At 66.9% G+C, this 10,940-nt stretch carries 16 protein-coding genes, 2 tRNA genes and 1 pseudogene; 10 read left to right on the top strand and 9 right to left on the bottom strand.

All coding sequences use genetic code 11. The annotated features are described in order from the left end of the window. The 3 genes from B8W67_RS19165 to B8W67_RS19155 all read right to left on the bottom strand — a co-directional run. A partial coding sequence (locus B8W67_RS19165) for a DUF4185 domain-containing protein (protein ID WP_234806829.1) occupies positions 1 to 406 on the bottom strand: 406 nt, incomplete at its 3' end. 166 nt (positions 407 to 572) lie between these two features. Beyond that, on the bottom strand, positions 573 to 914 hold the full coding sequence (locus B8W67_RS19160) for a helix-turn-helix domain-containing protein (RefSeq protein ID WP_085305701.1): 342 nt from the start codon (positions 912 to 914) through the stop codon (positions 573 to 575). Then, positions 911 to 1,255: a type II toxin-antitoxin system RelE/ParE family toxin gene (locus tag B8W67_RS19155; RefSeq protein ID WP_085305705.1), complete on the bottom strand. Its 345-nt coding sequence runs from the start codon at positions 1,253 to 1,255 to the stop codon at positions 911 to 913. Before B8W67_RS19155 ends, B8W67_RS19160 begins: the two co-directional genes overlap by 4 nt. A 107-nt stretch (positions 1,256 to 1,362) precedes the next feature. Between B8W67_RS19155 and B8W67_RS19150 the strand changes: the two genes are divergently transcribed. From B8W67_RS19150 to B8W67_RS19130, 4 genes and pseudogenes are all read left to right on the top strand, one after another. After that, positions 1,363 to 1,608: a hypothetical protein gene (locus B8W67_RS19150; RefSeq protein WP_085305699.1), complete on the top strand. Its 246-nt coding sequence runs from the start codon at positions 1,363 to 1,365 to the stop codon at positions 1,606 to 1,608. A 107-nt stretch (positions 1,609 to 1,715) separates the two neighbouring features. After that, positions 1,716 to 1,988, top strand: a complete 273-nt coding sequence (locus B8W67_RS19145; RefSeq protein WP_085305698.1) for a hypothetical protein — start codon at positions 1,716 to 1,718, stop codon at positions 1,986 to 1,988. A gap of 125 nt (positions 1,989 to 2,113) precedes the next feature. Further along, positions 2,114 to 2,347 (top strand): annotated as a pseudogene (locus B8W67_RS19140) (ATP-binding protein); the annotation flags it as partial. Positions 2,348 to 2,734: 387 nt separating this feature from the next. Beyond that, positions 2,735 to 3,064 carry a site-specific integrase gene (locus B8W67_RS19130; protein ID WP_085305696.1) on the top strand — a complete coding sequence of 110 codons (330 nt, stop codon included), beginning with the start codon at positions 2,735 to 2,737 and terminating at the stop codon, positions 3,062 to 3,064. A 65-nt stretch (positions 3,065 to 3,129) separates the two neighbouring features. Here B8W67_RS19130 and B8W67_RS19125 read toward each other — a convergent pair. Further along, positions 3,130 to 3,202: transfer RNA gene (locus B8W67_RS19125), tRNA-Arg, on the bottom strand. 15 nt (positions 3,203 to 3,217) lie between these two features. Further along, positions 3,218 to 3,307, bottom strand: a tRNA-Ser gene (locus B8W67_RS19120). An 88-nt stretch (positions 3,308 to 3,395) separates the two neighbouring features. Here B8W67_RS19120 and hisC point away from each other — a divergent pair. The 3 genes from hisC to B8W67_RS19105 are packed head-to-tail and all read left to right on the top strand — an operon-like array spanning position 3,396 to position 5,346. Further along, positions 3,396 to 4,442 carry a histidinol-phosphate transaminase gene (gene hisC, locus B8W67_RS19115; RefSeq protein WP_085305695.1) on the top strand — a complete coding sequence of 349 codons (1,047 nt, stop codon included), beginning with the start codon at positions 3,396 to 3,398 and terminating at the stop codon, positions 4,440 to 4,442. Between the two features lie 11 nt (positions 4,443 to 4,453). After that, a complete protein-coding gene (locus B8W67_RS19110; RefSeq protein ID WP_085305694.1) occupies positions 4,454 to 4,867 on the top strand; it encodes an SRPBCC family protein in 414 nt (137 codons plus the stop codon). After that, a complete protein-coding gene (locus tag B8W67_RS19105) occupies positions 4,867 to 5,346 on the top strand; it encodes a DUF4334 domain-containing protein (protein WP_085305693.1) in 480 nt (159 codons plus the stop codon). The genes B8W67_RS19110 and B8W67_RS19105 overlap by 1 nt, the downstream gene beginning before the upstream one ends. Before the next feature lie 14 nt (positions 5,347 to 5,360). Here the strand turns inward: B8W67_RS19105 and B8W67_RS19100 are convergent, their stop codons facing one another. Next, positions 5,361 to 6,068, bottom strand: coding sequence for a hypothetical protein (locus B8W67_RS19100; protein ID WP_085305692.1), 708 nt, complete (start codon positions 6,066 to 6,068; stop codon positions 5,361 to 5,363). Between the two features lie 221 nt (positions 6,069 to 6,289). On the opposite strand from B8W67_RS19100, the gene B8W67_RS19095 reads away from it, so the two are divergent. From B8W67_RS19095 to lipE, 3 genes are read left to right on the top strand one after another with little or no spacing between them, the layout of a single operon-like run. Further along, complete coding sequence (locus B8W67_RS19095) at positions 6,290 to 7,123, top strand: crotonase/enoyl-CoA hydratase family protein (protein WP_069393798.1); 834 nt, start codon at positions 6,290 to 6,292, stop codon at positions 7,121 to 7,123. Further along, positions 7,124 to 7,459 (top strand): DMT family transporter, encoded by a 336-nt coding sequence (locus B8W67_RS19090; protein ID WP_069393797.1) that lies wholly within the window; start codon positions 7,124 to 7,126, stop codon positions 7,457 to 7,459. 22 nt (positions 7,460 to 7,481) lie between these two features. After that, positions 7,482 to 8,750, top strand: a complete 1,269-nt coding sequence (lipE, locus tag B8W67_RS19085) for a lipase LipE (RefSeq protein WP_085305703.1) — start codon at positions 7,482 to 7,484, stop codon at positions 8,748 to 8,750. Here lipE and B8W67_RS19080 read toward each other — a convergent pair. From B8W67_RS19080 to B8W67_RS19070, 3 genes are all read right to left on the bottom strand, one after another. Continuing rightward, positions 8,747 to 9,655, bottom strand: a complete 909-nt coding sequence (locus tag B8W67_RS19080) for a hypothetical protein (protein ID WP_085305691.1) — start codon at positions 9,653 to 9,655, stop codon at positions 8,747 to 8,749. The genes lipE and B8W67_RS19080 overlap by 4 nt on opposite strands. Before the next feature lie 45 nt (positions 9,656 to 9,700). Further along, a complete protein-coding gene (locus B8W67_RS19075) occupies positions 9,701 to 10,474 on the bottom strand; it encodes a DoxX family protein (RefSeq protein ID WP_085305690.1) in 774 nt (257 codons plus the stop codon). Between the two features lie 273 nt (positions 10,475 to 10,747). Then, positions 10,748 to 10,940 (bottom strand): hypothetical protein (locus tag B8W67_RS19070; protein WP_207567712.1); only part of this gene is annotated, 193 nt, incomplete at its 5' end.

Here is a 10,940-nt window from a genome sequence, read left to right as displayed (position 1 = left end):
GCTGCGGATTTCTCCTTCGCCATGACTCCATCCTCGTTTCCAAGGTTCGGAGCCTCCACACGACCCAGTGCGGTTCACACCGCATATCAACAGATGGCGGGTTGTCCACCACCCGCACCTCTACAGTGCCGGGACCATTGGTGACGTTGAAACCCGACAGCACGGCTTTGCCCTGCACTTCCTGGAAGCTCAGTTCACTGAACCTAACCTCCGGATCAGTCAGGGGTACAGGTGCTTGTCCGTTGGTGCCGAAGCCGTTTCCGGTCCAGGGTTGCCAGGCTCCACGGTCGGTGATGTGCTCGGGGTCGACTCGGTACATGGAAACGCCATCGGTGCGGGCGAAGGAGTCGGCGGCGATGTAGACCATGCCGTCTTTGCTGCTTTGGAAGCCGCTTAACTGCGTCATCGGCAAATAGTCGGGGTTGGGATTTTCATCGGGGAGTGTCGGGCTGGACGAACGCCAGGACCCGTCAAGCCGCCCCAGCCCTGTCCGGGATTGTTGTTGACTTCCACCAGCCACGACCCGCCCTTGGGGATCAGCTTGCCGTTTTCGACGGTGGTGCCCGACACCATCATGTACGTCTTGCCGTCGATCCTGACGCTGCCCGCTGGGAGGGTGTTGGTGGCTCGTCTGCGGTGATGACCAGTTCGGTGTGCAGGCCGATCCGAGCGGCGATGTTGACCAGGGTGTCGAGGGAGAACTTGCTGATCTTGCCTCGGAGCAGGTCGGACACCCGAGGCTGCGTGACACCGAGATTGTGGGCGGCGAGGGTTTGGGACCAGCCGAACTCGCCGAGCCGGGCTTCGATGGCAAGCATGAGGTCGGAGCGGGCGCGCAGGTTCGCCGACTCCTCGGGGGTGTCGGCGATGGCGTCCCACACGTTGGTGAAGCTCTGCACGGTGTCGTCGCTCATGGTTGCGCTCCTTCCTCGGTTGCGTGTTCGCGGGCGGCTCGGAGTCGGGCTTTTCCGAGGTCTATCGCCGCCTTCGGGGTCTGTTGGGTTTTCTTGGTGAAGCAGTGCAGGACGTAGACGTGCTCTCCGATCACGGTGGTGTACAGGGTGCGGTAGATGCCGTCGCCGGTCTTGACCCTGATTTCCCGGACGCCGGGGCCGACGGTCGGCATCGGCTTCCAGTCTCTCGGGTCCAGGCCACGCTGCACACGATCCAGCTCGAAGCCGGTGTCGTGTTTGGCGTCGGCGGGGAACTCCCGCAGCTCGTCGAGCGCGCGCCCTACGAACCTGACCTCCTTCACAAACTGACTATACACAATTTTGTATAGTTGAGGTATAGCGCGGCTACAGCAGCGGTCTCTCCCCGCTCGTCATGGTGGATATGACACTCGCACGGTGACACCGGGATGTGAGACTCACCGACCTGCGTCAACTGCTGCGCAACGCCCAACAATCCAACCGGTCCAACATCTTTAGATGTGACACCGTGGTAACTGGAACCTGGGAGGCACGAGCCTGGTTCCGGGACACAGACGGGATCACCCGCCAGCCGTCCGCGCGGGGAGTCACCGAGGCCAAGGCCAAGGTCAAGGTCAAGGCGAAGCTGCGCGCCAAGATGCGGGACCGCAAGCACGCACCGGCGCGGAGGAGCTGACGCCCGACTCTCCCCTATCCGCGCTCGTCGACCGCTGGCTCGCCACCCTGGAGCCGCGCCGCCGGTCGGTCACCGGCACCCGTGACGGCAGCCTGGCCGACAACACCGTGGACACCTACCTCGACATCGCCACCCGGCTGGTCAAGCCCGGCATCGGCGGGGTCCGGTTGCGGGAACTTTCCACCCAGCGGGTTGACGGCTACTTGTCCGGATGCACGGCCCACAAGCGGCACATCCGCACCGTGCTGATGCAGTCGTGCAGCCTGGGTGTCCGGTGGGGCCTGCTGGCCGCCGACCCGGTGCGTGAGACCGAACCCGCTCCCCGACCGAAGTCCGACAAGCGGGTACTTCACCCAGGAGGACGTGGCGATTCTGCTTGACCGCGCTCGTGTTAGGGACGCCCTTCGGATAGCAAGGTTCTGACGATCGGATAGCGGGAGTATGAGCATCGGGTAGCGGTACCGACGGCTGTGTGTTCGTCTCGGTTTCACGCGTGGCAACCGCCGACCTGCACAACTGCGACCTGCTGGTCCTCGACGATTTCCTGACCACACCGGTGACTCCACAGACCGCGGCCGAACTACTCAACATCCTGGCCGCCCGCGAAGGCCGCGGCTCGACCCTGGTGACCTCCCAGTTCGATCCACCCGACTGGTACAAGTCGCTACAAGACGCCGTCATCGCCGAGTCGATCCTCAACCGGATCGTCGCCGCCGCCGAGATCATCGCCCTCGACTGACCCAACACGAGACGGCACCTCGCCACGACGACGTAGCCCCAGCGGTCGGACGGGGGCCATCACCGCTATCCGATACCCGTCCGACCGCTACCCGATCATCAGAACCGCGCTACTCAAAACGCGTCCCAAACACGTGGACTGTTCGCAAGCCTGGCCAGGGCGGCCCGCAGCGGGGGGTGGACATGGTGGAGCTGGTGACTCTGCTCATGGCGACCGGCGAGCGCATCGGGGAGATTCTGGCCCTGCGCTGGAAGGAAGACATCGAGCACCTGGACGACCTCGACCAACCCTGTGCCGTCACCATCTCCGGCACCGTCACCCGCAAGGGTGTCCGTGAGCCCTTCCCGAAGTCCGTCCACGGCTTCCGCCGCTTGCTACTGCCGGAGTTTGGGCCGCCGGGCGCTGCAGGCCCAGCGGGATCGCGACCTGCCGTTCGACCTGGTGTTCCCGTCGCCGACGGGCACCCCGCGCTGGCCGAACAACGTCAACCGCGCGTGGCGGGAAATCCGGGGTGAGGACTACGGATGGGTCACACCCCGCACCTTCCGCAAGACGGTGGGAACCGCGATCGAGCGCGTCGCCGGGGCCGAGGCCGCCGCCGCGCAGCTCGGGCACTCGACGCCGGACGTGACTCGCAAGCACTACATCGACAGGGCCATCGACGCGCCGGACAACCGCGCCGCGCTGGAAGGGTTCGTGTCCATTTCCGATGAATAACCGAGGGGTTTGATTCTGCCCGAAGCTTCCATTCGTGCTATCAAGCCTTTGACCTGCAATCTAAGTACGCCCGGAGGGATTCGAACCCCCAACCTTCTGATCCGTAGTCAGATGCTCTATCCGTTGAGCTACGGGCGCCGATATGTAGTTATGTGGCGGAGGCGAGAGGATTTGAACCTCCGGTCCCCGTGAAGGGACAACTCATTAGCAGTGAGTCCCATTCGGCCGCTCTGGCACGCCTCCTTGAACTCCTAGAGGGTACCGGACCCTCTTTCGAGTGCCCGAACCGCCGACGAGTTAGCGTACACGCCCGGTTGCCTATGCTGTCGACGTGACCGCTCGCCTCCGCCCTGAACTGGCCGAACTGCCGGTGTATGTGGAGGGCAAGTCCGTCCCGGGGGCGATCAAGCTGGCCAGCAACGAGACCGTCGCCCCGCCACTGCCCTCGGTGTGCACGGCGATCGACGCCGCCCTGGGCTCGCTCAACCGCTATCCGGACAACGGTTATGCCGCGCTGCGGGCGCGTCTGGGCCGCCATGTCGGCTTCGCCCCGGAGCAGATCAGCGTCGGCGCCGGATCGGTGAGTCTGTGCCAGCAACTCATCCAGATCACCGCCGGACCCGGCGATGAGGTGCTGTTCGGGTGGCGCAGCTTCGAGGTGTATCCGCTGCAGGTGCGGGTCGCCGGCGCCACCCCGGTGGCGGTGCCGTTGGCCGACCACACCTCCGACCTCGACGCGATGGCCGCCGCGATCACCGAGCGCACCCGGCTGATCTTCGTGTGCAACCCCAACAACCCCACCTCCACCGTCGTCGACCCGGACCAACTGGCCGAGTTCGTCGCGGCGGTTCCCGACCACATCGTCATCGCCATCGATGAGGCCTATGTGGAGTACATCCGCGACGGCCGCGCCCCGGACAGCCTGGGCCTGGTCCGCGCCCACCCCAACGTGGTGGTGCTGCGCACGTTCTCCAAGGCGTACGGGCTGGCCGGGCTGCGGGTCGGCTACGCGGTGGCCGCCCCGGAGGTGGTGTCCGCGCTGAGCCAGGTGTACGTGCCGTTCACCGTGTCCAGCCTGGCCCAGGTGGCCGCGATCGCCTCCCTGGATGCGGCCGAGGAATTGTTGGCACGCACCGACGCGGTGGTCACCGAGCGCACCCGGGTCAGCGCGGCGCTGCGTGACGCCGGGTTCGTCGTGCCGGCGTCGCAGGCCAACTTCGTGTGGCTGCCGCTGGCCGAGCGCACCGCCGAGTTCGTCGCGGCGGCCGCCGACGCGCGGATCATCGTCCGCCCGTACGGCACGGATGGGGTTCGGGTGACAATCGGGTCACCGCAGGAGAATGAGCTGCTGCTGGCGTTCGCCCGCGGCTGGAGATAAGGAGCACATCGATGCGAGCAACCGCTTCGGCCACTGTGGCCGCCCCGATCGACCGGGTGTGGGCGCTTCTGGCCGACCATGAGGCGATGGCCGCGTGGGCGCCCGGCCTGAAGGTCAGCGTGATCCAGCCCGGCAGCCCCGACCGCAACGGCGTCGGGGCGCAGCGGCGCATCCAACCCGCTCCGCTGCTGCCGGCATTCGTCGAGGAGGTGACCGCCTTCGAACCGCAGCAGCGGCTGGCCTACCGCGGGGTGGCCGGAATCCCGTTCCGCAACTACGTCGGCGAGGTGACGTTGCGCGGCGCCGGGGCCGGCACGGCGATCGACTACACCGTCAGCGCGGACAACAATCTTCCGGTCGTGGCGTCGGTGATGGCCAACGGCCTGCTGTTCGCGCTGAAGCGCCAGATCAAGAAGGTCGCGTGATGAGCGGCGACGCCCGCAGCCGCTTCGAGCAGTTCCGTGGGCGCACCGACGCCATCCCCGACGCCGAACTCGATGCGTTCTGGGCCAGCCTGGAGCCGGCCACCATCGAGGGGATGCTCGGCGAGTGGTCCGGCGGCGAATTCGTCACCGGCCACAAGATGAACGGCCAGCTGGAAAAGGCCCGCTGGTTCGGCAAGAGTTTCACCTCACCGACCGAGGTGGCGCCGCTGGTCTGCCTCGACGAGCAGGGCAACAAGTTCTCCAACGTCGAGATGGGCAAGGGTGAGGCCAGCCTCTGGCTCGAGGAGTTCCGCGGCGAGCTGGTCGCCACCATGGTCTACGACGGCCAGCCGATCCACGACCATTTCAAACGCATCGACGACACCGCCGTGATGGGCATCATGAACGGCAAGGGCGGTGTCCTCGACGTGCGCGACGGGGTGGCCCGCTACTTCTACTTCTATCTGGAGCGGGTGTAGGCGCCCGGGGGGGCTTAGAAGGGCATCAGCAGTTCGAGGAGCGTGCTGAAGATGCCGCTCAGCCAGTCGAATCCTGGCAGCCCGTCGAGAAGATTCATCGGCAGGTCGAGCAGGCCGGGGTCCAAGACACCCAGGGAGTCCAACGAGAACTCCGCGGCACTTCCTGAGAACAGGGTGCCGATCATCGCCGGCACTCCCACCACGAGGTCGGCGAGCAGACCGCTGGAATTGATCGCGTCCTCGGTGGCGTCCCACGTGAGCAGGCCCGCATAATCAGCGGTTCCGTTGACAACCGCGTTGATGATTCCGGCGGGTGCGTTGATCACGGCCTCCGCCAGGTTGGGCAACACCTCTAGCGGGTCCGAACCGATCGCGGACCGGAGGATGTCCGCAAACACGTCAGGGATCTCCCCCACCGCCTCACTGACCCCCAGCACCATCTGGACTGGGGCGAGCGGAAGGGCAAGCAGCAACTCAAGGGGCTCAACCACTAGTTGGGATTCACCGGTTACTGCCGACACCGAAGCGGCAAAAATCTCTTTCAGGTTTGTCCCGGCCAGATCGAGCACACTCATCCACGTGGTCTCCCCTGCCGTCAGCTCCACGGGAAAATCCACCAGAGCCGACGTCGTCGGTGGCGGCACCAGCGGGCTGGCCGCGATCATGCCGGCGCTCAACAGCGCGACGCCGGTGCTGGCTATGGGACGGAGGGGGCTCGACATGATCTTGCTCCTTACGGTGACACAGCCCCCCGGACCAACAACCTGGACATTGCCTGAGAGAAAACTGAACATTAACCGGCATGTTCGTAACGTTTTGATAACAGTTTGTGTCAGCGGCGAAGGCGCGGCCTACTTGAGTTAACGACCCCCGAGGCCGAGCACCGGCCGCCGGACACGGGCCCACAGCACCCCACCGCACGCCCAGGGCTACGGTTTCTGTCATGAGTCAGACATACGAATCGGTCACCGTCGAGACCACCGGGCACGTCGCGCAGGTCACGCTGATCGGCCCGGGCAAGGGCAACGCGATGGGACCGGCGTTCTGGGCGGAGTTGCCGACCGTGTTCGCCGCACTGGACGCCGACCCGCAGGTGCGGGCGATCGTGCTCACCGGCTCGGGCCGCAACTTCAGCTACGGGCTGGACCTGCTGGCGATGGGCGGATCGCTGTCGGGTGTGATCGGCGAGGGCGGCACCGGCGGGTCGGCGGCGGCGCGCATGGAGTTCCACCGGATGCTGCAGGGCATGCAGGGCGCGATCAGCGCTGTCGCCGACGCCCGGACCCCGACGGTCGCGGCGGTGCACGGCTGGTGCATCGGCGGCGGGGTGGATCTGATCTCCGCAGTCGACGTCCGCTACGCGTCCGCCGACGCCAAGTTCTCGGTGCGCGAGGTGAAGCTGGCGATGGTCGCCGACGTCGGCAGCCTGGCCCGGCTGCCGTTGATCCTCACCGACGGCCATCTGCGGGAGCTCGCACTCACCGGCAAGGACATCGACGCCGCCCGTGCGGAGAAGATTGGCCTGGTCAACGACGTGTATGACGACGCGGAGGCATGCCTGGCGGCCGCGCACGCCACGGCCTCCGAGATCGCCGCCAACCCGCCGCTGACCGTCGCCGGCGTCAAAGACGTCCTCGACCAGCAGCGCATCGACCGGGTCTCGGCGAGCCTGCGCTACGTCGCCGCCTGGAACTCCGCGTTCCTGCCCTCGAAGGACCTGGTGGAGGGGATCAGCGCGACGATGGCCAAACGCCCGCCCGAATTCACCGGCGAATAGATGGCCTGGCTGCTGTTGGCGGTCGCGATCGCGTTCGAGGTGGCGGCGACGATGTCGCTGCGCGCCTCGGAGGGCTTCACCAAATGGGCGTGGGCGGTGCCGATCGTGATCGGCTACGCGACGTCGTTTGCGCTGTTGGGGATGGTGTTGAAGCGGGGTGTGCCGGTCGGGGTGGCCTACGGCGTCTGGTCGGGAGTCGGAGTGGCCGCCACCGCCATCCTCGCGCGGTTTTTCTTCAACGACCCGTTCACGGTGCTGATGGCCGCCGGGGTGGTGCTCATCGGCGCCGGCGTTTTCCTGCTGGAGTTCGGCAGCACCGCGTCGTCGTCGCCGTAACCTGGCCGGTGTGGCCAACTTGATGAGCGACCCCACCACCGAGGGCAGGATCCGCCTGCCCGACGACCTCGATGCCGTCACCGCGATCGGCACCGAGGACCACAGCGACATCGCCCCGGAGGCGATCGAGCGGATCTGGGCGGCGGCACGTCACTGGTATGCCGCCGGGCTGCATCCGGCGATTCAGCTGTGCCTGCGCCACAACGGCAAAGTGGTACTCAACCGCGCTATCGGGCACGGCTGGGGCAACGCACCCACCGATCCGGTCGACGCCGAAAAGATCCCAGTAGCCACCGACACGCCGTTCTGCGCGTACTCGGCGGCCAAGGCGATCACGGTGACCGTGATGCACATGCTCGCCGAGCGCGGCGTGTTCTCCCTCGACGACCGGGTCTGCGATTACCTGCCCGGCTACACCAGCCACGGTAAGGACCGCACCACGATCCGCCACGTTCTCACCCACAGCGCCGGGGTGCCGTTCCCGACCGGCCCGCGCCCCGACCTGGCCCGCGCCGACGACAGCGAGTACGCCCGCGAGCAACTCAGTCTCCTCAAGCCGCTGTACCCGCCCGGGTTAATCCACATCTACCACGCGTTGACCTGGGGCCCGCTCACCCGCGAGATCGTCTCGGCGGCCACCGGCAAGAACATCCGCGACGTGCTCGCCGAGGAGATCTTGGACCCGTTGGGGTTCCGCTGGACCAACTACGGAGTGGCACCCGACGACATCGCCGCGGTGGCACCGAGCCACGCGACCGGCAAACAGCTGCCCGCGCCGATCGCTGCGGTGTTCCGCAAGGCGATCGGCGGCACGGTGCACGAGATCATCCCGGTCACCAACACCGAGTTCTTCCTGACATCGGTGGTGCCGTCGTCGAACACGATCACCACCGCCGACGAGCTGTCCCGGTTCGCCGAATTGCTGCGCCGCGGAGGCGAACTCGACGGCGTGCGAGTGCTGCGACCGGAGACGTTGCGCTCCGCGGTCACCCAGTGCCGACGGTTGCGTCCCGACATGGCGACCGGGTTGATGCCACTGCGGTGGGGCACCGGTTACATGCTCGGATCGCAGCGGTTCGGGCCGTTCGGACGCCATGCGCCGGGCGCGTTCGGGCACACCGGGCTGGTCAACATCGCGGTATGGGCGGATCCTCAGCGCAACCTGGCGGCCGGAGTGATCAGCAGCGGCAAACCCGGCCGCGACCCGGAGGCCAAGCGCTACACCGCGTTGTTGGACGCCATCGCTGCGGGGATCCCGCGCTCCCCCACACCGGATCCCGTCTACAGCTAGTCCTCCGCCGCCGGTTCAGCGGTGGGCTCGCCGTCGCCGACGTCTGCCCACATCTGTCGCATCTGTTGAAACCCGTTGTGGCGCTGGGCTTCAATAACCCAGATCAGCAGGATGATCGGCCAGCCGGCGAAGGCAGCCCACCAATGGGCACCGACGGGTAACAACTCATCGATGACCTGGGACTGCGGCACCCCGTCGACGGTGCCGGGCAACCAGTCCGCCAGCAACCGCCCGAGCAGCCGGGTGGTCTGGAACGGCCCGCTCACCGCCGCGACCGACCAGGCAGTAGCGGTGATGCCCAACGCCCAGGGCCACGCCAGCAGCAACGACTTGACGTCGACCAATTCGGCGGAGCAGCGTACCGATTCACCGACGAACGCCAACGCCAAACCGGCCAGAAGCACACCGACCTGGGCGCTGAGCAGATCGTCGATCATCGAATACGCTGCGGCGCGGTCACGGCGAGACGGCAACCCGATCGCCAACGAGACGACCCCGGCCGCCAACGCGAGTGTCACCAGATATGCTGTGGCGTCACTGATCCGGTGAAACGCCTCCACGGTTGTGCGGATCACCAGCCGCGATGCGGTGTGCGGTGGGGTGCGGTAAACAACCACCAGCACCAGCCCGGAGAACACGATCGCGATCAGCCACGCCACCACCGCGGTGCAGATCATCGTCAACGCCACCGACCCGAGCAACGGCACGATCACCTCGTCGGTGCTGTCGCTGCTGCGGATCACCACCAGCGGCACCGCGCCGACCGCCAGCACCCCGATCAGGCGCACCAGCAACGGGAACGTGAACCGGGTCAGGTCGGCCGGGTCGAGATCGAGTTGCTGATGGCGGATGTCGTCAATCTCGGTGGTGATGACCGACCGCGCGCGTGCCAGCCAGATGTGCATACCGGAGTCTAAAGCGTGAACTCCGGGGCGACGGCTACATGTGGGTCAGCGGGCCGCGGCGAAACGACGGCGCAGACCCCGGCGGGCGGCACCGGTGAACTCCGTGGCGCCTTCACGCGCAGCCTCGGCCCAGTGCGAACCGCGTTCGGCGGCTGCCTCGGCGAACTCCGCTCCGCGGGCGCTGCCGACCTCGGCGAGATCGGCTGCCCGCTCCCGCGCCACGTGGGCCCATTCAGCCCCGCGGTCCCGGGCCACCTCCAGGTAGGGTGCGGCCTTCTCAGTCGCCGTCTCGGCCAACTCGCGGCCGCGTTCCACGCCGGTGTGCAGTCCGGTGCCGACCTTGTCGCCGAAGTTCTCCAGGGCGTCGCTGCTGCCGGGCAGCGCCTGACGGGCCCGCCAGCCCAGCGACGGCTTGCCGCCGGTGTCGACCGCGGCGATCATCAGTCCGCCGATCAGGCTGAGGTCGACGAGGAAGTCGCGGCGCTGCTCGGCCTTGCGCTGCGGATCGGTCTCGGTCCAGAACATGTGGGCGCCCATCCGGCCCGGGACCACCGTGCCCGCCAACACCGTCGATGCGACGCGGGGCAGCCGGCCGGTGGCCAACAGCAGACCCGCCCCGACCTGCACCGCCGCGTTGATCTTGGCGAACGTCTCGGCGTCGGAGGGCACGTTCGTGGCGATCGGTTCGGGCATCTCCTTGAGCCCGTCCCATGCCGGGCGCGCAGTCTGCGCCGCCTGCTGCGGCCGACGTAGCGCTTCGAGACCTTGACCGATGAACACCGACGCCAGCAACGGGCGGGCAATTTTTCGCACCAACATGTCCCCATCCTTCCATCGTTGGGGGCCGCACCGACGGAGTTCCCGCCGAAACCGGCGATCGGCGCGGTCCGTCGCGGTGTCCATACCCACGCGGCGGCAAACCTATGCCCGCGCGGGGCGGCTACTGCAGCCGAGAGGCCGGCGGCCCGGGATACGAAATGCGACATCACATGGTTCGGGTCGATGTATCGGTGCGCCCGAAGCAACTGGTCGCCGCAGTATCGGTAGGCCCGGCTACCCGCCTGCCCCGCCGGGACGACGACCCGGCGCACGCTACGTGTCCTCCACGTCGTGGTGCGAGAAGTCGGTGCCGGTGTAGCAAACGCTCAACGCGTCGGTGCCGTCGTTGACCGACCAGATATGGACATTACCGAGGTGCAGGCCCTCGTGAGCAATGATCAGAACCTGTGGATGAGCCTCGGTGAGGTGGCGTAGGAAAGGGCGCACCTTCCCGAGGATGATCTTC

This window comes from Mycolicibacillus koreensis (assembly GCF_002104795.1).
Classification (GTDB): Bacteria; Actinomycetota; Actinomycetes; order Mycobacteriales; family Mycobacteriaceae; genus Mycobacterium; species Mycobacterium koreense.
The sequence above is the reverse complement of the archived record's forward strand: the minus strand, read 5'-3'. Positions and strand labels throughout refer to the sequence as shown.

Excerpts from the sequence above, each read along its gene's own strand:
- B8W67_RS19105 (WP_085305693.1), top strand. The coding sequence starts at position 4,867 with ATGAGCGGCGACGCCCGCAGCCGCTTCGAGCAGTTCCGTGGGCGCACC.
- B8W67_RS19160 (WP_085305701.1), bottom strand. The coding sequence starts at position 914 with ATGAGCGACGACACCGTGCAGAGCTTCACCAACGTGTGGGACGCCATC.
- B8W67_RS19100 (WP_085305692.1), bottom strand. The coding sequence starts at position 6,068 with ATGTCGAGCCCCCTCCGTCCCATAGCCAGCACCGGCGTCGCGCTGTTG.
- B8W67_RS19075 (WP_085305690.1), bottom strand. The coding sequence starts at position 10,474 with ATGTTGGTGCGAAAAATTGCCCGCCCGTTGCTGGCGTCGGTGTTCATC.
- lipE (WP_085305703.1), top strand. The coding sequence starts at position 7,482 with ATGAGCGACCCCACCACCGAGGGCAGGATCCGCCTGCCCGACGACCTC.
- B8W67_RS19090 (WP_069393797.1), top strand. The coding sequence starts at position 7,124 with ATGGCCTGGCTGCTGTTGGCGGTCGCGATCGCGTTCGAGGTGGCGGCG.
- B8W67_RS19095 (WP_069393798.1), top strand. The coding sequence starts at position 6,290 with ATGAGTCAGACATACGAATCGGTCACCGTCGAGACCACCGGGCACGTC.
- B8W67_RS19080 (WP_085305691.1), bottom strand. The coding sequence starts at position 9,655 with ATGCACATCTGGCTGGCACGCGCGCGGTCGGTCATCACCACCGAGATT.
- B8W67_RS19110 (WP_085305694.1), top strand. The coding sequence starts at position 4,454 with ATGCGAGCAACCGCTTCGGCCACTGTGGCCGCCCCGATCGACCGGGTG.